The 17,424-nt window shown below is 57.6% G+C and carries 19 protein-coding genes and 1 tRNA gene; 12 read left to right on the forward strand and 8 right to left on the reverse strand.

Going from position 1 to position 17,424, the window contains the following annotated elements:
* The first annotated feature begins 341 nt into the window (after window positions 1-341).
* Genes HMPREF3140_RS24250 through HMPREF3140_RS24265 form a run of 4 tightly spaced genes read left to right on the forward strand, consistent with a single transcriptional unit; the run spans window position 342 to window position 5,600 of the window.
* Window positions 342-1,949 (forward strand): BCCT family transporter, encoded by a 1,608-nt coding sequence (locus HMPREF3140_RS24250; RefSeq protein WP_070553143.1) that lies wholly within the window; start codon window positions 342-344, stop codon window positions 1,947-1,949.
* Window positions 1,950-1,985: 36 nt separating this feature from the next.
* Window positions 1,986-3,110 (forward strand): carnitine monooxygenase, oxygenase subunit YeaW, encoded by a 1,125-nt coding sequence (gene yeaW, locus HMPREF3140_RS24255; RefSeq protein ID WP_002898571.1) that lies wholly within the window; start codon window positions 1,986-1,988, stop codon window positions 3,108-3,110.
* 18 nt (window positions 3,111-3,128) lie between these two features.
* Window positions 3,129-4,577 (forward strand): NAD-dependent succinate-semialdehyde dehydrogenase, encoded by a 1,449-nt coding sequence (locus HMPREF3140_RS24260; RefSeq protein ID WP_032411215.1) that lies wholly within the window; start codon window positions 3,129-3,131, stop codon window positions 4,575-4,577.
* Window positions 4,578-4,634: 57 nt separating this feature from the next.
* The gene (locus HMPREF3140_RS24265) at window positions 4,635-5,600 is read left to right on the forward strand and encodes a PDR/VanB family oxidoreductase (protein WP_004183612.1); all 966 of its coding nucleotides are present in this window, start codon (window positions 4,635-4,637) and stop codon (window positions 5,598-5,600) included.
* A 169-nt stretch (window positions 5,601-5,769) separates the two neighbouring features.
* Here HMPREF3140_RS24265 and HMPREF3140_RS24270 read toward each other — a convergent pair whose 3' ends face one another.
* Window positions 5,770-5,958, reverse strand: coding sequence for a hypothetical protein (locus tag HMPREF3140_RS24270; RefSeq protein ID WP_004176624.1), 189 nt, complete (start codon window positions 5,956-5,958; stop codon window positions 5,770-5,772).
* A 64-nt stretch (window positions 5,959-6,022) separates the two neighbouring features.
* On the opposite strand from HMPREF3140_RS24270, the gene HMPREF3140_RS29435 reads away from it, so the two are divergent.
* Both HMPREF3140_RS29435 and HMPREF3140_RS29005 read left to right on the forward strand, forming a co-directional pair.
* Complete coding sequence (locus tag HMPREF3140_RS29435; protein WP_004176625.1) at window positions 6,023-6,310, forward strand: hypothetical protein; 288 nt, start codon at window positions 6,023-6,025, stop codon at window positions 6,308-6,310.
* The gene (locus tag HMPREF3140_RS29005) at window positions 6,289-6,909 is read left to right on the forward strand and encodes an EAL domain-containing protein (RefSeq protein ID WP_002898466.1); all 621 of its coding nucleotides are present in this window, start codon (window positions 6,289-6,291) and stop codon (window positions 6,907-6,909) included. Before HMPREF3140_RS29435 ends, HMPREF3140_RS29005 begins: the two co-directional genes overlap by 22 nt.
* 149 nt (window positions 6,910-7,058) lie before the next feature.
* Here the strand turns inward: HMPREF3140_RS29005 and HMPREF3140_RS24285 are convergent.
* Window positions 7,059-7,146 (reverse strand) — tRNA-Ser (locus tag HMPREF3140_RS24285).
* A 119-nt stretch (window positions 7,147-7,265) separates the two neighbouring features.
* Complete coding sequence (locus HMPREF3140_RS24290) at window positions 7,266-8,918, reverse strand: ABC transporter substrate-binding protein (RefSeq protein ID WP_004176629.1); 1,653 nt, start codon at window positions 8,916-8,918, stop codon at window positions 7,266-7,268.
* Window positions 8,919-9,187: 269 nt separating this feature from the next.
* Here HMPREF3140_RS24290 and yccA point away from each other — a divergent pair, with 269 nt between their 5' ends.
* Both yccA and tusE read left to right on the forward strand, forming a co-directional pair.
* Entirely contained in the window at window positions 9,188-9,847 is a 660-nt protein-coding gene (gene yccA, locus HMPREF3140_RS24295) for an FtsH protease modulator YccA (protein WP_002898458.1), read from the forward strand.
* An 88-nt stretch (window positions 9,848-9,935) separates the two neighbouring features.
* Window positions 9,936-10,265, forward strand: coding sequence for a sulfurtransferase TusE (tusE, locus tag HMPREF3140_RS24300; protein WP_002898457.1), 330 nt, complete (start codon window positions 9,936-9,938; stop codon window positions 10,263-10,265).
* Here the strand turns inward: tusE and yccX are convergent.
* From yccX to HMPREF3140_RS24315, 3 genes are read right to left on the reverse strand one after another with little or no spacing between them, the layout of a single operon-like run.
* Window positions 10,262-10,543: an acylphosphatase gene (gene yccX / locus HMPREF3140_RS24305; RefSeq protein WP_004150835.1), complete on the reverse strand. Its 282-nt coding sequence runs from the start codon at window positions 10,541-10,543 to the stop codon at window positions 10,262-10,264. The two genes, tusE and yccX, sit on opposite strands and share 4 nt — an antisense overlap.
* Before the next feature lie 48 nt (window positions 10,544-10,591).
* Complete coding sequence (locus tag HMPREF3140_RS24310) at window positions 10,592-11,380, reverse strand: AraC family transcriptional regulator (RefSeq protein ID WP_002898450.1); 789 nt, start codon at window positions 11,378-11,380, stop codon at window positions 10,592-10,594.
* Window positions 11,381-11,397: 17 nt separating this feature from the next.
* Window positions 11,398-11,952, reverse strand: a complete 555-nt coding sequence (locus HMPREF3140_RS24315) for a YbhB/YbcL family Raf kinase inhibitor-like protein (RefSeq protein ID WP_004210995.1) — start codon at window positions 11,950-11,952, stop codon at window positions 11,398-11,400.
* 190 nt (window positions 11,953-12,142) lie between these two features.
* Here HMPREF3140_RS24315 and rlmI point away from each other — a divergent pair, with 190 nt between their 5' ends.
* Window positions 12,143-13,345, forward strand: a complete 1,203-nt coding sequence (gene rlmI / locus HMPREF3140_RS24320; protein WP_004141630.1) for a 23S rRNA (cytosine(1962)-C(5))-methyltransferase RlmI — start codon at window positions 12,143-12,145, stop codon at window positions 13,343-13,345.
* Between the two features lie 59 nt (window positions 13,346-13,404).
* Window positions 13,405-13,722: a heat shock protein HspQ gene (gene hspQ / locus HMPREF3140_RS24325; RefSeq protein WP_002898441.1), complete on the forward strand. Its 318-nt coding sequence runs from the start codon at window positions 13,405-13,407 to the stop codon at window positions 13,720-13,722.
* Between the two features lie 30 nt (window positions 13,723-13,752).
* Here hspQ and HMPREF3140_RS24330 read toward each other — a convergent pair whose 3' ends face one another.
* The gene (locus tag HMPREF3140_RS24330; protein ID WP_004144085.1) at window positions 13,753-14,166 is read right to left on the reverse strand and encodes a CoA-binding protein; all 414 of its coding nucleotides are present in this window, start codon (window positions 14,164-14,166) and stop codon (window positions 13,753-13,755) included.
* Window positions 14,167-14,320: 154 nt separating this feature from the next.
* Between HMPREF3140_RS24330 and mgsA the strand changes: the two genes are divergently transcribed.
* The gene (mgsA, locus tag HMPREF3140_RS24335; RefSeq protein WP_002898432.1) at window positions 14,321-14,779 is read left to right on the forward strand and encodes a methylglyoxal synthase; all 459 of its coding nucleotides are present in this window, start codon (window positions 14,321-14,323) and stop codon (window positions 14,777-14,779) included.
* A gap of 11 nt (window positions 14,780-14,790) precedes the next feature.
* Here mgsA and helD read toward each other — a convergent pair whose 3' ends face one another.
* Entirely contained in the window at window positions 14,791-16,845 is a 2,055-nt protein-coding gene (helD, locus tag HMPREF3140_RS24340) for a DNA helicase IV (RefSeq protein ID WP_009485779.1), read from the reverse strand.
* Between the two features lie 124 nt (window positions 16,846-16,969).
* Between helD and HMPREF3140_RS24345 the strand changes: the two genes are divergently transcribed.
* Window positions 16,970-17,416, forward strand: a complete 447-nt coding sequence (locus HMPREF3140_RS24345; protein WP_002898425.1) for a YccF domain-containing protein — start codon at window positions 16,970-16,972, stop codon at window positions 17,414-17,416.
* The last annotated feature ends 8 nt before the right edge of the window (window positions 17,417-17,424 follow it).

Below are 17,424 nucleotides of genomic sequence, written 5' to 3' on the forward strand. Positions count from 1 at the left end.
AGTAGCCCGGGTAAGGCGCAGCCGCTACCCGGGAAAACCCGCGCGCCTGGTCCGCCAACGCCCCTCTCTTTTCGCTATGCAGAATCCCCCACGATTGACAAGTGAACCGCATCACAGCGGTGAACTTTATTAATTCCTGAAAGGACAGAACCTGCGCCAATTCACCTTTTATTATTTCCGTTTCGTGTTTTATTGCTTCACGAAACGGCCAATTGTTTAATTCATGTAACGAAGAAATAATCCAATTGTTAATAGCATCTTGCTACGAACCCTGACCCTACAGCGTGATAACAACGACAGGCTAAAGCCACCGACGGGCAATCATGCCCAGGAGATCACTCATGTTGAGCAACGTAAAGAAAAAAGATGTGCCGCTGATTGCCATCAGCCTGGCGGCCATTGTTTTCATCGCCGCTACATTAAGTCTCTTCCCCCAGCAAACCGCGCAGGCAGCTGATTCGATTTTTAACGGCGTGACCCGCCTGCTGGGTTCCACGGTACAGGTACTGGTGCTGCTGGCGCTGGGACTGGTGTTGTATCTGGCCACCAGCAAATACGGCAATATCCGTCTCGGCGAAGGTAAAGTCGAATACAGTACCCTCTCATGGCTGTTTATGTTTATCTGCGCCGGTCTCGGCTCCTCCACGCTGTACTGGGGCGTTGCCGAATGGGCTTATTACTACCAGACCCCGGGCCTGAACATTGCCCCGCAATCGCCGAAAGCGCTGGAATACAGCATCCCTTACTCTTTCTTCCACTGGGGGGTAAGCGCCTGGGCAACCTATACCCTCGCCTCGCTGATCATGGCCTATCACTTCCACGTGCGGAAAAATAAAGGCCTCAGCCTCTCCGGGATCGTTTCGGCGATCACCGGCGTTAATCCGCAAGGTTTCTGGGGCCGTCTGGTCGATCTGATGTTCCTGATCGCTACCGTCGGCGCGTTAACCATTTCGCTGGTAGTCACCGCCGCCACCTTCACCCGCGGCCTGTCAGCGCTGACAGGACTGCCGGATAACTTCACCGTGCAGGCATTTGTGATCCTGCTCTCCGGCGGTATTTTCTGCATGAGTTCGTGGATTGGCATCAACAACGGCCTGCAGCGCCTGAGCAAAATGGTCGGCTGGGGGGCGTTTCTGCTGCCGTTGGTGGTATTACTGGTTGGCCCGACCGAATTCATCACCAATAACGTCATTAACGCCGTCGGCCTGACGACCCAAAACTTCCTGCAGATGAACCTGTTTACCGACCCGCTCGGCGACGGCGCCTTTACCCGCAACTGGACCGTCTTCTACTGGCTGTGGTGGATCTCCTACACCCCAGGCGTGGCGATGTTCGTCACCCGCGTCTCCCGCGGGCGCAAAATCAAAGAGGTGATCTGGGGACTGCTCCTCGGTAGCACCGCCGGCTGCTGGTTTTTCTTCGGGGTGATGGAAAGCTACGCCATGCACCAGTTCGTTAACGGCGTGATTAACGTACCACAGGTGATGCAGACTCTCGGCGGCGAAACCGCCGTCCAGCAGGTCCTGATGTCGCTGCCGGCAGGTAAGCTGTTCCTCGCCGCCTATCTGTTCGTGATGATTGTATTCCTCGCCTCGCACATGGATGCGGTGGCCTACACCATGGCGGCGACCAGTACCCGCAACCTGCGCGAAGGCGAGGATCCGGATCGCGGCATGCGCCTGTTCTGGTGCGTGGTGATCACCCTCATCCCGCTGTCGATTCTGTTTACCGGCGCTTCGCTTGAGACCATGAAAACCACCGTGGTGCTGACCGCCCTACCGTTCCTGGCCATTTTACTGATTAAAACCGGCGGCTTCGTGCGCTGGTTAAAACAGGACTACGCCCACGTTCCGGTCCATCAGATAGAAACCCATACCCCCGAGCCCATTATTAAAGCCGAGACGCTGCCGGTTGGCGCGGTACTCAAAGGCGACGGCCAGTCGCTGTAAAACCTCTTACTGACAATAATCACAAGTAGACCCTACATGAGCAATTTGAGCCCTGACTTCACCCTGCCGATTAACTTTTGCGCTAATCCGCAGGATGCCTGGACCATTCCGGCCCGTTTTTATACCGACAGCCAGGCGTTTGAGCACGAGAAAGAGCGCATCTTCGCCAATAGCTGGATTTGCGTCGCCCACGGCAGCGAGGTCGCCCGGCCGAACGATTACATTACCCGGGAGATCATCGGCGAAAATATCGTTATCGTCCGCGGCCGCGACAACATTCTGCGCGCCTTCTATAACGTCTGCCCGCACCGCGGCCACCAGCTACTGAGCGGCGAGGGCAAAGCCAAAAACGTGATTACCTGCCCCTATCACGCCTGGGCCTTCAAGCTGGACGGCAATCTCGCCCACGCCCGCAACTGCGAAAACGTGGCGAATTTCGATAGCGAAAAGGCAACGCTGGTGCCGGTTCGCCTGGAAGAGTATGCCGGCTTTGTGTTTATCAATATGAATCCGGAAGCGGAGAGTGTGGAAACGCAGCTACCGGGGCTGCAGGACAAAGTGCTGGAAGCCTGTCCGGACGTGCATGATCTGAAACTGGCGGCGCGCTTTACCACCCTCACCCCGGCGAACTGGAAAAATATCGTCGATAACTATCTGGAATGTTACCACTGCGGTCCGGCGCACCCGGGCTTCTCGGATTCCGTCCAGGTTGACCGCTACTGGCACACCATGCACGGCAAATGGACGCTGCAGTATGGCTTCGCCAAACCGTCCGAGCAGTCGTTTAAATTCGAAGAGGGTACCGACGCCGCGTTTCACGGTTTCTGGCTGTGGCCGTGCACCATGTTCAACGTCACGCCGATCAAGGGCATGATGACCGTTATCTATGAATTCCCGGTGGATGAAGAGACCACTCTGCAGAATTACGACATCTATTTCACCAACGAAGAGCTGACTGACGATCAGAAAGCGCTGATTGAGTGGTATCGCGACGTGTTCCGCCCGGAAGATTTACGCCTGGTGGAAAGCGTGCAGAAGGGGCTGAAGTCCCGCGGCTATCGCGGCCAGGGGCGCATTATGGCGGATAACAGCGGCAGCGGTATCTCCGAGCACGGGATCGCGCATTTCCACAATCTGGTCGCCCAGGTGTTCCAGCCGTAATTGTTGAAGGAGTTAGCCATGTCCGTATTTCACTCAAATCTGTTTCGCCAGCAGGCGCTGATTGCCGGAAGCTGGCGCGACGCCGCCGACGGCACGACGCTTGCCGTCAGCAATCCCTCCACCGGCGCGATGCTCGGCCAGATCCCCAATATGGGGCGTGCGGAAGCGCAGCAGGCGGTGGATGCCGCCGCGGCCGCGCTGCCGAACTGGCGCGCATTAACCGCCGCTCAGCGCGCCGCGCTATTGAAAAACTGGCACCGCCTGATCCTCGAAAACAAAACCGCGCTGGCGCAGATCATGACCGCCGAGCAGGGCAAGCCGCTGGCGGAAGCGGAAGGCGAAATCGCCTATGCCGCCTCGTTTATCGAGTGGTTTGCCGAACAAGGGAAACGCGCCAACGGCGAGATAATCCCCTCCCCCGGCGCCGATAAACGCCTGATGGTGATCCGCCAGGGGGTAGGCGTCTGCGCGGCGATCACCCCGTGGAACTTCCCGGCGGCGATGATCACCCGGAAGGCCGGCCCGGCGCTGGCCGCGGGTTGTACGATGGTGATTAAGCCGGCTAACGAAACGCCGTTTACCGCGCTGGCGATGGCGGAGCTGGCGAATCAGGCCGGGATCCCGCAGGGCGTCATTAACGTCGTTACCGGCCAGTCGCGAGAGATTGGCGCGGTGTTCACCGGCGATGAGCGGGTGCGTAAGCTCTCCTTTACCGGTTCGACCGAAGTTGGCCGCGTGCTGATGCGCCAGTGCGCGGAATCCATCAAAAAGCTCTCTTTAGAGCTCGGCGGTAACGCGCCGTTTATCGTCTTTGACGACGCCGATATCGATAAAGCGGTCGAGGGCGCGCTGATCGCCAAGTTCCGCAACGCCGGGCAAACCTGCGTCTGCGTCAACCGCTTCTATATTCATCGCGCCGTCTACGACCAATTCTGCGATAAGTTCGTCGCCCGTGTCGCCGCCCTGAAAGTGGGCGATGGCAGCGAGTCCGATGTCCAGATTGGCCCGCTGATCAACGCCGACGCCGGGCGCAAAGTGCAGTCCCTGCTCGACGACGCCCTGAGCCGCGGCGCCACGCTGTTAACCGGCGGTAAAGCGCATCCGCTGGGCGGTAATTTCTTCACCCCTACGGTGATCGGCGACGTACAGCCGGGGTCACTGCTGCTGCAGGAAGAGATTTTCGGCCCGGTGGCGGCGCTGGTGAAATTTGACGATGAGCAGCAGGTCATCGAGCAGGCGAATAACACCATCTACGGTCTCGCCTCCTATTTTTACAGCAACGATGCCGCCCGTATCTGGCGCGTCTCCGAGCAGCTGGAATACGGCATGGTCGGTATCAATACCGGGCTAATTTCCAACGAAGTCGCACCGTTTGGCGGGGTAAAGCAGTCCGGTCTTGGCCGCGAAGGGTCGGAACACGGAATCGAAGATTACCTGGAGATGAAGTATCTCTGCCAGGGGTTGTAAATGTGCTCTCCCGGCGATGGCGCTAGCCACGCCGGGATTTTTTGATGGAGTTCAGCGATGTCTGATTATCAAATGTTTGAGGCGGTCGTTCGCGATGTTGAACAGATCACCCCTCTTGTGAAGCGTTTTACGCTGGTGTCGCCGACCGGCGCCCCGCTGCCGGCATTCAGCGGCGGCAGCCATATTATCGTCCAGATGCAGGATGGCGAGCAGCGCTACAGTAACGCCTATTCGCTGATGAGCTCGCCGCTGGATACCACCAGCTGGCAGATTGCGGTGCGTCTTGAGTCGCCTTCCAAAGGCGGCTCGCGTTTTATGCACCAGCGGGTGCGCCCGGGCGATACCCTGACGGTGTCCACGCCCAACAATCTGTTCGCCATCGAACCACAGGCGCGAAAACATCTGCTGATCGCCGGCGGCATCGGCATTACGCCATTCTTATCGCATATTCCGGAACTGGAACAGCGGCAGGCCGACTGGCAGCTGCATTACTGTTTTCACGACGCCGACAGTAATGCTTTCGTCGATACGCTACGCGCTGCGCCATGGCGCGATCGGGTCAATGTTCATGTATCAGCGCTCGGCAGCCGTCTCGACCTACCGCGCCTGTTCGCCGACCTCGAGCCAGGAACCCACGTGTATACCTGCGGCCCAGCGGCGCTTAACGAGGCGGTGAAAGCCGCCGCCGAACGCCATCAGGTGCCCGCCAGACAGTTGCACTTTGAGCAGTTTATCCTTGAGGATAAAAGCGGAGAGGCATTTACCCTGGTGCTGGCGCGTTCCGGACGCGAATTTACCGTGCCGCAGGATATGACCATTTTGCAGGTGATCGAGAATAACAAAGCGGCAAAGGTCGAATGCCTGTGCCGAGAAGGGGTGTGCGGCACCTGCGAAACGATGATTCTGGAGGGGGAAGCCGACCACCGCGATCAGTATTACAGCGAGGAAGAGAAAGCCAGCCAGCAGAGTATGCTGATCTGCTGCTCACGCGCTAAAGGCGGCCGGTTAGTGCTGGATTTGTAAAGCGCACACCGGCAAAACGGCGGTGAGATGGACTGACCCCGCGGAATTGTTCCAACGTACTACCACTCCATGGCGACGAGGTCAGTGGCGCGGATACTATCGGCTTCATCCTCCGCCTGATTAGCTTTCTGTGCGGCACCGGCGATAGCCGGCGCCGCCTGCTCAGGGATTAGCCGCTAAATACCCGCGCCTTGCCGCTGACCGTCAGTCGCACCATCGCGCCGGGCTGCCACGCCGGCTGGCTGACGGTGCGATCGCCAAGAAACAACGCCGTCTCTTCATCCACCGGCTGCGAGTGATTGCCTTTTCCCTGGCGCTGATGGTATTTCTTGCGGGCGTGTTCGTCATTAACTGGCAACCGGGTCCTGACACTTAGCCCTGAGTCTTTGCCTGATGACCCTCTGTTACTGCTCCCGGCCAGAATGATGGTCAATAAGCGGCCGGTGCTGATCTATCAGACGCGCTTAGCGCCGATCAGGGTGATTGTCACGATCAGCGACATCCATCTGCGCGATGCGCTATATAGCGATACCGATGACAACGGGCTGGCACTCTGGGTGCAGAACCAAATGATTGCCAGATATGGCGATGTTAAGCCGCTGGCTGCGGACCCACACCAGGAGGTATTTACCTCGCCCGCTGGCAAAACAGCACGACGCCAGCGCGCTCGCCCGCGGAATTTATTCCGCTGGCCGAACGTACCGGCTTAATTATTCCCCTAACCCGCAGCCTGATGGCGCAGGTCAACGCGCAGATGAGACCACTCTTTAGTAAACTACCGGATGGGTTTCATATTGGCCTGAATATCAGCGTGTCACATATTAACGCGCCGACGTTTATCGATGACTGCCTGCACTATCAGCGCGGCTTTGAGGGTAAAGCGGTGAAGCTGATGCTGGAGATCACGGAGCAGGAGCCGCTGTTGCTCAACGGGGCGGTTGTGGACAAGCTCAATACGTTACACTCCCGCGGGTTTTCCATCGCGCTGGACGACTTTGGCACCGGCTATTCCGGGCTTTCCTGTCTCCACGAGCTGATTTTCGACTATATCAAAATCGATCAGAGTTTTGTCGGCCGGGTAACTGGGGAGGCGCCGGCAAGCAAGCTGCTGGACTGCGTGATAGAGATGGCGCGGACGCTGTCACTGCGCATCATTGCCGAGGGCGTCGAAACCGAGGCCCAACGGGATTATCTTAATCGCCAGAATATTCATCTGCTGCAGGGCTACTATTTCTGGAAGCCGATGCCCTACGTCGCGCTGGTCATGCTCCTGCTGAGCAAACCGAAGGCGCGGATTGTCGAAGAATAAGCGGGCGTTGTGAAAAGTCCTGCCATGCGACGGGCTATATATCCGTCAGCGCTGTGGGAATGAAAACGTCGTCGGTCGCTGTCCGGGTCATGCACGACCGACCGGACAAAGCAAGAAGGGGTTACCTTTCGGTAACCCCTTCTTTTATATGGCGGAAGCGCAGAGATTCGAACTCTGGAACCCTTTCGGGTCGCCGGTTTTCAAGACCGGTGCCTTCAACCGCTCGGCCACACTTCCGGTGTGAGGCGCACTATAAACACCTCGGCGGATGCTGTAAAGCATCATTTTGATCAACTGCCTTAAAAACAAACAATTTTGTGTTATTCGTCTGAATTTCAGGCAGTTTGCACAGAAAATCAACGCCCATCGCCGCTGGCGGATGGGTGTTTTTTAATGTACATGTCTTTGGTGTAGTAATACCCCAGCTTATCCGGCGTGAAGCCCCCTACCCAAGGTTTCACCAGATGAGTACGTACATAGTGATAGACCGGAATGGCGGGAACATCCTGCGCCAGCAGATCTTCCGCCTGCTGATAGTATTTGCCCCGGGTCGCCACGTCGGAGGCTTTCGCCGCATTGCGCAGGGCCTCATCGTAAGCAGGGTTGCTGTACTGACTGGTGTTCTCGCTATCACCGGTACGGAAAGTATTGAGGAAGGTGGCGGCATCGTCGTAGTCGGCAATCCACGCGTAGCGGACGGCGTCGAAGTTATGCGTATGCATGGTATCCAGCATCGTCTTCCACTCCTGGTTCTGTAGCTTCGCCTCGACGCCGAGGTTTTTCTTCCACATAGAGCTGGCGGCAATGGCGATACGCTGGTGCGACTCAGAGGTGTTATAGAGCAGGGTAAAGACCAGCGGATGGCTTTCATCATACCCCGCCTGCGCCAGCAGTTTTTTCGCCTCGGCAATCCGTTTCTCACGCGGCCAGCTGGCGTAGTCCGGGTTATGCAGCGTCACGCCGCCGATATCCGGCTGACCGATCAGCCAGGCCGGGCGCTGGCCCTGGCCAAGCACTTTTCCGGCAATGATATCTTTATCAAGCGCCATATTCAGCGCGCGACGCACACGGGCGTCGTTAAACGGCGGCCGGGTAGTATTGAATTCGTAGTAATAGGTCGCCAGCTGCGGCGAAACGTCCAGCTGGTCGCCCATGGTTTTCTGCAACTGCGCAAACTGATTGATCGGCACCGTATAGACAATATCAATCTCCCCTGCTTTGTAGCGGTTGACATCGGCGGCCTCCGAAGAGATTGGCAGGTAAGTCACTTTATTAATAACGGTATGCGCATTATCCCAGTACTTTGCATTACGTTCAGCCACCAGCCGCTCATTCACCACCCATTGGGACAGCTTATACGGGCCGCTGGTGACGATATGCTCTGGTCGGGTCCATTTATCGGCATACCGCTCCACCAGCACTTTGTCGATCGGTACCAGCGAAGGGTGCGCCAGCATCGCCAGGAAGGCGGCATTCGGCTGGGTCAGAGTGACCTGCAGCGTGGTGTCGTTCAGCGCTTTCACCCCCAACGTCTCGGGTCCCTTTTGCCCGAGGGCAATCTCGCGGGCGTTGGCGATATGCATATTGCCAGGGTAGCTCGCGTAGGGGGAGGCTGTTGCCGGCGAGACCAGCCGTTGCCAGCTCCAGACGATATCCTGCGCTGTAATGGCAGTGCCGTCGGACCAGGTCAGACCGGGGCGTAAATGAAAGGTCCATAACAGGTTGTCTTTGTTTTCCCAGCGTTCCGCCAGTCGCGGCTGGATCGCCCCCGCTGGCGACACGTTAACCAGCCCTTCAAAGAGATCGCTAATGATATTGAATTCAACATCGCTCTCGACTTTATGCGGATCGAGTGACGCCGGTTCACTGCCGTTATTTCTGACCAGCTCCTGCTTTTCCGCCAGCTGGGTGCCCGGCGGCACCTGCGCCGCCAGCGCCCCGCCGCTCATAGCCAGCATACTGACAGCCAGGAGTGTTCGGGTGATGTGATTTTTTTTGTGTAATGTCATTTCCCTTTGCCTTTGACGTACGGGGTAATCCCCCTCTTCCACACTTAGTCGCAGAACTGCCATAAGGCAATATTTTTCAGTGACCTATAAGATTTCGATCGGCTCAGCGACGCGAAAAGCGAAAATATATCGCTTTTCCCTATCTATATAGAATTTTATGCCAGGCAAAAGCGGTAAAAACTAAGTAAAGATGGGTAAAAGCATTAGGGCTTCACGCTTGTTTTTCTTATTCTTTATCCCTAATTACATCTGTCATAAGAGAGTGACTCATGGATCGCATAATTACATCATCGCGTGACCGTTCCTCGCTGCTCAGCACGCACAAGGTTCTGCGTAACACCTACTTCCTGCTCAGCCTGACGCTGGCGTTTTCCGCTATCACCGCCACCGCCAGCACAGTGCTGATGCTCCCTTCGCCGGGTCTCATTTTGACCCTCGTGGGGATGTACGGTCTGATGTTCCTGACCTACAAAACGGCGAATAAACCCACCGGGATTATTTCCGCCTTCGCCTTCACCGGGTTCCTCGGCTATATCCTTGGGCCGATGCTGAACGCGTATCTTTCTGCCGGCATGGGCGATTTAATCGGCCTGGCGCTGGGCGGCACGGCGCTGGTCTTCTTCTGCTGCTCGGCCTATGTGCTGACGACGCGTAAAGACATGTCATTCCTTGGCGGGATGCTGATGGCCGGCGTGGTGGTCGTCCTGATTGGTATGGTCGCTAACCTGTTCCTGCAGCTGCCGGCGCTGCACCTGGCGATTAGCGCGGTGTTCATCCTGATCTCTTCGGGCGCCATCCTGTTCGAGACCAGCAACATTATCCGCGGCGGTGAAACCAACTATATCCGCGCGACGGTCAGTCTGTATGTCTCGCTGTACAACATCTTTGTCAGCCTGCTGAGCATCCTGGGCTTCGCCAGCCGGGACTAACCGCTCCCCTGCTTAACAGAGGCCTCGCTTATGCGGGGCCTTTTTTTTTGCTACACTGCGGCCAGTTTCAGGCGGTATGTGAAAAATCATGTTTATTTTTGAAGGCAACGAAATTGAAACGGATAGCGAAGGCTATCTGAAAGATACCACCCAGTGGAGCGAGGCGATGGCGGAAGTCATTGCCGCGCAGGAAGGGATAACGCTCGCCGTTGAACACTGGGAAGTAGTGCGCTTTGTGCGCGAGTTTTACCTTGAATTTAACACCTCTCCGGCGATCCGTATGCTGGTCAAGGCGATGGCCAACAAGTTTGGCGAAGAGAAAGGCAACAGCCGCTATCTCTATCGCCTGTTCCCGAAAGGACCCGCCAAACAGGCGACCAAAATCGCCGGCTTGCCGAAGCCGGTGAAGTGCATCTAATAGAGGATCGCGAATTTGTCCCAGCTGCGGGTGGGTTGATGGGGCTCGGTTAACACTCGGTCAACCCGCGCGCTGCGCGGCCCCCCGGCTTTCAGCCAGGCGATGAGTTTTTCCACCTGCTCCGCCTCGCCGCAGGCAAGCACTTCCACCCCGCCGTCATCCAGATTACGGGCATAACCGGTCACCCCCAGCTGCAGCGCTTCCCGCTGCGTGGAATAGCGAAATCCCACGCCCTGAACCGAACCGTAAACCCATGCCATTGTGCAGATACTGGCCATAATCATCTCCTTTTCGCTCACGCTATACGCTGAGGATAGCAAATTCGCTCAGCGTACATGCTTCGGCAGTAAACCATAATGCTGACGGAAGCGCGCGGTAAAGCGCGATCCCGACTGATATCCGCTGTTCTGCGCAATTTCGCCTATTGGCCGCGAGGTGGTCTGCAGCTGCCCCAGGGCGTGGGCCATCCGCACCTCCTCGACGATCTGGCGAAAACTCTGCGATTCCTGCTGCAGCCGACGGCGCAGCGTGGACTCGCCGAGAAAGAGCATTTTCGCCACCCGCGACACGCTCCATGCCTGCGCCGGCGACAGCATAATCAGCTGCCGCACCTGCGCCGACAGATCCTGCTGCCGCTCGACGAGCAGCGGGCCCGCATAGCCAGCCTCATACAGGGCCAGCAGCAGTCCCATGGTCTGGTGCTGCTGCAGCGCGACGGACAATCCCTCCCGCACCGCCTGCAGAACGCTTTGCCACATAAACGCCAGCTCTGTCGTCACCGGTGCGCAGAGCGAGGTCAGGCGCCCTGGCGGTGGTTCGCTGAGATAACGAGTCTTAAACCTCGTCAGCAGCTCGGGCGTCAGCGATAGCAGATCGGAGCAAAAGAGGCCATTCTCCGGCTGGTTAATCACCTCCAGTTCCACGTCAGCTGGCAAAACAATCAGCTGTTGCGGAGTCGCCAGCACCCGGCTCTCCCCTTGCACAATCACTTTGCTGCCGCGTTTCACCCGACAGAGCGCCGGGGAGAACAGCCGCACGCGATGCAGTCTGCATAGCCGTCGGGTGGTGATCTCCGCCGCGGTTAAGGCGTTATGCTGAAAGTGGATACTCTCCATCAGACCAACTTTTTATTTTAACGCCCGGCCATCGCCGTCAACTGTGCGCTGGCGAGAGCATGGCTATGTAACAGATAGCCGACCAGCGCCCCGCTGGCCCCGGCATCCACCGGCAGCGTGGGGACATCCAGCGCCCATACCGTAAAGCGATAGCGGTGCGGTTTATCTCCCGCCGGCGGACAGGCGCCGCCGAAGCCGGCATAGCCAAAATCGTTGCGGCCCTGGACCGCTCCGCCCGGCAGTGTAGCGCTGTTTTTATCTCCCGCGCCAGCGGGCAGCGAAAAGACGCTGCTGGCGATATTGACCACTGTCCAGTGCCACCAGCCGCTGCCGGTAGGCGCATCGGGATCCCGGACGGTGACCGCGAAGCTGCGCGTACCCGCCGGGGCGTTTTTCCATGCCAGCTGCGGAGAGACATTGCCTCCGGTACAGCCGAAACCGGCAAACCAGTGCTGCTGGGCCAGCGGCTGCCCGTCACGCATATCATTGCTGCTTACGCTAAACGGCGCGGCCATCGCGCCGCTGCTCACAGCCGCTACCATCGCCACAGCCATGCGGATACCTGTTTTCATCGTCTGCTCCTCGTTGGGGTGAGAAAACAGGGTATGAGAGTCCGCACCAGCTGAATGTGCCGAAGCGCCTGCATTTTGTGCCGAAACGCTCACCTGTGCCTGCCGGGCGAAAGATGCTTGCGTGCGCCAGGTGTGCTAATCTACGCGCCATTTTTCGGTGCCGACATTCCCGTTGCTTAAAGGTAGCCCCATGACAGATTCCCTATTCCCCCGCTTAGTGTTAGCCAAAGGACGCGAGAAATCCCTGCTGCGTCGCCATCCGTGGATATTCTCCGGCGGCGTCGCCCGCATGGAAGGTAAAGCCCGCAGCGGTGAAACCATCGATATCGTTGACCATCAGGGAAAATGGCTGGCCCGCGGCGCTTACTCGCCGTCGTCGCAGATCCGCGCCCGCGTGTGGACCTTCGACCGCAATGAAGCCATCGATAGCGCCTTCTTTGAACGCCGTCTGCAGCAGGCGCAAACCTGGCGTGCCTGGCTGGCCGAGCGCGATGGCCTCGACAGCTACCGCCTGATCGCCGGCGAGTCCGATGGCCTGCCGGGCGTCACTATCGACCGCTTTGGCAACTTTTTCGTGCTGCAACTGCTCAGCGCAGGCGCCGAATACCAGCGCGCCGCCATCATCAGCGCCCTGCAGAACCTGTTCCCGGACTGCGCCATTTACGATCGCAGCGATGTCGCCGTGCGTAAAAAAGAGGGACTGGAGCTGGCCCAGGGGCCAGTGGTGGGCGAACTGCCCCCGGCGCTGCTGCCGATCACCGAGCACGGCATGAAGCTGTTAGTCGATATCCAGGGCGGGCACAAGACCGGCTACTACCTCGACCAGCGCGACAGCCGCCTGGCCACCCGCCGCTATGTCGCGGATAAACGGGTGCTGAACTGCTTCTCCTACACCGGCGGCTTTGCGGTGTCGGCGCTGATGGGCGGCTGCCGCCAGGTCACCAGCGTGGATACCTCTCAGGAGGCGCTCGACGTTGCCCGCCAGAACGTGGAGATCAACGGACTGGATCTGTCCAAAGCGGAGTTTGTGCGCGACGACGTGTTCAAACTGCTGCGTAAATACCGCGATCAGGGAGAGAAATTCGACGTGATCGTGATGGATCCGCCGAAGTTCGTGGAAAATAAAAGCCAGCTGATGGGCGCCTGCCGCGGCTATAAAGATATCAATATGCTGGCGATCCAGCTGCTGAACCCCGGCGGCGTGCTGCTGACATTCTCCTGCTCCGGGCTGATGACCACCGATTTATTTCAGAAAATCATCGCCGATGCCGCAATTGATGCCGGGCGTGATGTACAATTTATAGAACAGTTCCGTCAGGCTGCCGACCACCCGGTGATCGCAACCTACCCGGAAGGGCTGTATCTGAAGGGGTTTGCCTGTCGCGTCATGTAACTTGAAAAACGAAACATGAGCCTCATATAGGGAGTATTCATGTTTCCCAGGAGGTGCCTATGATAGCCAGCAAATTCGGTATCGGCCAACAGGTCCGCCATACGCTCTTGGGCTACCTGGGCGTCATCGTCGATGTCGATCCCGAGTATTCGCTCGCGGAGCCGGAAGAGGATGAAATTGCCGCCAATGACGAACTGCGCGCGGCGCCCTGGTACCATGTGGTGATGGAAGATGATGATGGCCAGCCGATTCACACCTATCTGGCAGAAGCGCAGCTGAGCAGCGAAACCCGCGACGAACACCCGGAACAGCCGTCCCTTGACGAACTGGCCAAAACGATTCGTCAGCAGCTGCAGGCGCCGCGCCTTCGCAACTAAAATAAAACCCCGCTAACGCGGGGTTTTATTTTATTTCGCCAACCCTAGTCGCGGTAGTTCAATGGCCGGGCAGCGATCCATCACTACGCTCAATCCGGCTTCCCTGGCCAGCACCGCAGCCTGCTCATTGATCACCCCCAGCTGCAGCCATAGCGTTTTCGCGCCGATGGCTATCGCCTCCTGCGCTACGCCCCACGCCGCTTCTGAATTACGGAAGACATCAACCATGTCGACCTTTTCCGGAACGTCGGCGAGCGTCGCATACCCCTGTTGTCCCAGCAGCGTCTTGCCCGCCACCTTCGGCGAAACCGGGATAACGTGATACCCCTGATCCAGCAGATACTTCATGACCCGGTAGCTCGGACGGTCAGGCTTGTCGCTGGCTCCGACCAGCGCAATCGTCCGTGTCGAGGTCAGGATGCCAGCAATATCATTCTCTTTCATGGTTTCCTCCTGCTATTTCACCTAAGTGTATGCTAATCCGCAGCAGGGGGCCATCCAGCCTAACCCACAGATTCAGCAAAATTTTCATCCCCGATGCTTGCAGCGACAGCCACATTCAGTAATCTGTTTGCAGGTCAAAATGTGGAATGAAAATATGGAACTGACAACACGTACCCTGCCTGCGCAAAAACATATCGCGCTGGTGGCTCACGATCACTGCAAAGATATGCTGATGAAATGGGTTGCTCGCCATCAGGCGCTGCTGGCGCAACATATTTTGTATGCTACCGGCACTACCGGTAATCTCGTCTCCCGGGCTACCGGCCTGGAGGTTAATGCCATGCTGAGCGGTCCGATGGGCGGCGACCAGCAGGTGGGTGCCCTCATTTCAGAAGGCAAAATCGACGTGCTGATCTTCTTCTGGGATCCGCTGAACGCCGTTCCCCACGACCCGGATGTCAAAGCGTTGCTGCGCCTGGCCACCGTCTGGAACATTCCGGTCGCCACTAACGTCTCCACCGCTGACTTTATTATCCAGTCGCCGCACTTCGGTCAACCGCTCGATATTCTGATCCCGGATTATCCACGCTATCTTGCCGAGCGCCTGAAATAATCGAGCCGCGATTACGGCTTCCTGGCCACGGGCACATCCAGCGCCTGCAGGATCTCGACAAACGGCGAAGGTTGCGCCTTGTTAAATAACAGCCATACCCGGTGACGAGCGCGGGTGAGCGCCACGTACAACAGTCTACGCTCCTCCGCATCCGGAAAATCTTCCGGCTGCGGCAGGAGCGCCTGCTCCATAATCGACTCGCGCGCCGGGGCCGGAAACGCATCCTCCCCCTCCTGCAGTCCCAACACAATGACAAAGTCAGCCTGCTGACCTTTGCTGGCATGAATCGTCATAAAATCAAGCTGCAGGTGCGGCCAGCGCGTCGCCGCTTTGTTGAGCGCCTCAGGCTTCAGATGGTGATAACGGGCAAGCAGCAGGATGCGCTGCTCGGGCTTAACGTAACCACTCAGCTTATCCAGAAGATCGTCCAGCTTGTCGTCGGCTAACAGCGTGACGGCCTTTTTATCACCTGCCATAAGGCTGTTCAGCGGTTTGCTTAACTGATGCGGATTTTGCTGGATAAAGCCATTGGCTATTTCGCCGATACGCCCGTTAAAGCGATAGGTGGTATCCAGCGCACAGCAATCCCCTTCGCCAAAATAGTGGTTGAATGCGGTGGTCAGAGAAAGCTGCGCCCCGCTGAACCGATAGATCGCCTGCCAGTCATCCCCGACGGCAAAGAGCGTGGTTTGGCTATTCTGCCGGCGTAACGCGGCCAACAGCGAGGCTCGCTGCGGCGAAATATCTTGAAATTCATCCACCAGAATGTGTTTCCATGGGCTGACGAAGCGGCCTTTATCGAGAATATTGACCGCCTGATGGATCAGGCCGGAAAAATCGACCGCATTCTCGGCCTTGAGCGCCGCTTTCCAGTCTTTCATCAGAGGCGACATCAGCTTCACCCGTTTACTGAACAGGTCGCGTACCGCTTCCGGCGCCCCGGCAATCATCTCCGCCTGGGAGCCGCCGTGCATGCGCATCAGGCTCACCCAGCGGTCAAGCCGGCTGGCCATCCGCCGCTGCACCTTTTTGTCCTGCCAGAAGTCCCCCTCCGGCAGTTGCCAGCCCATCTCTTCTTCCAGCCACAGGCGCCAACCTTTCGCCTGCGCTTTTTTCTCCTGGCACTGCTTTTGCCAGCTTTTCAGCAGCAATGCGTGGCGGGCCGCAGTATCGCTTTCCAGCTTACTGATAGTGGGCACTTTTTTGCTGCCCTGCTGAATAATATGCAACGCCAGCGAATGGAAAGTACGCGCGGTAATATCATCTGATGCCAGACGCTCGCGGATCCGTTCATCCATTTCCTGCGCCGCCTGGCGGCCGAATGCCAGCAGCAAAATTTGATCTGCCGCGGCTTCTCCTCGCGCCAGCAGCCAGCCCGCTCGCGCCACCAGCACCGAGGTTTTACCGCTGCCCGCTCCCGCCAGCACCAGCAGGGAGCGCTCGCCGTTCACTACCGCACGCGCTTGTGACGCATTGAGCGGGGACGACTCAACGCTATCAAAAAATTCGCGATATTGCTCCAGCATCGCCTCGGTAAAGGCCTGGTTATGGGCCAGACGCGTCGCTTCAATATCGCCTAACCAGCGCTGACACTCCCGCCACAGCTCCCGGCAGTTATCAAAGGCATCAAGCCGACTGGTGGGCATCGGCAAACCAGTCAACGCATGGCGTATATTATCCTGAACATCCGCCACCTGCTGACGGGTTAGCCACTTGCCTTCTGCGCGAGTGTGCTCGATCGTCGCCAGCTGCTGCTTCAGCACGCCGGCGGCGATATTGCTCATCTCCGTGCTCCACTGCTGCCAGAGTGTGTGTAAATGATGATAAAAGCGCTGCGTTTCACTCCACTCGGTACCGTGCAAACGCACGACTTTCCCGTCCGGTAGCACAAACTCCAGTTCGCCCCAGACCAGACCGCGCTTACAATGCACTGACAATAACTGATTGAAAGGGATAAGATACTCATGACGATCGCCGGAAACTTTTACCCCGGCGTTCAGTAGCTGCACCCGATCATAAGGGTGCTGAGCCATGCGTTTGCCCAATGTTGTCGCTTTAAGTTCCATATAATGTCGATTTTCAATCAGGGTGGATTGTTTTTCAGTTTAACCGCCCCGGACCAGGTGCTCCAGCGCAAAAAAACGTTACAATCATCAGGTCTTATTATCCACCGGGCAAAACCGAGGCTTTATGCGTACCATTCTGAATATTTTGAACTTTATCCTTGGCGGTTTCGCCACCACTCTAGGCTGGCTACTCGCCACCCTGGTCAGCATCATTCTGATTGTCACGCTGCCGCTGACTCGTTCCTGCTGGGAAATCACTCGCCTTTCGTTATTTCCCTACGGTAACGAGGCGATTCATGTTGACGAGCTCGAGCCGGGGCGCAAAAACGGTCTACTGAACGCCGGCGGTACCGTTCTGAACATTCTGTGGTTCATTTTTTTCGGCTGGTGGCTCTGCCTGATGCACATTTTCAGCGGTATAGCTCAGTGCCTGACTATCATAGGCATCCCGGTGGGGATCGCGAATTTCAAAATCGCCGCCATCGCCCTCTGGCCGGTGGGTCGCCGGGTCGTTTCTGTGGAAACCGCGCGTGCTGCGCGTGAAGCCAATGCGCGTCGTCGCTTTCAGTAACCGAACGG

It is taken from the genome of Klebsiella sp. HMSC16A12 (assembly GCF_001808265.1).
Classification (GTDB): domain Bacteria; phylum Pseudomonadota; class Gammaproteobacteria; order Enterobacterales; family Enterobacteriaceae; genus Klebsiella; species Klebsiella pneumoniae.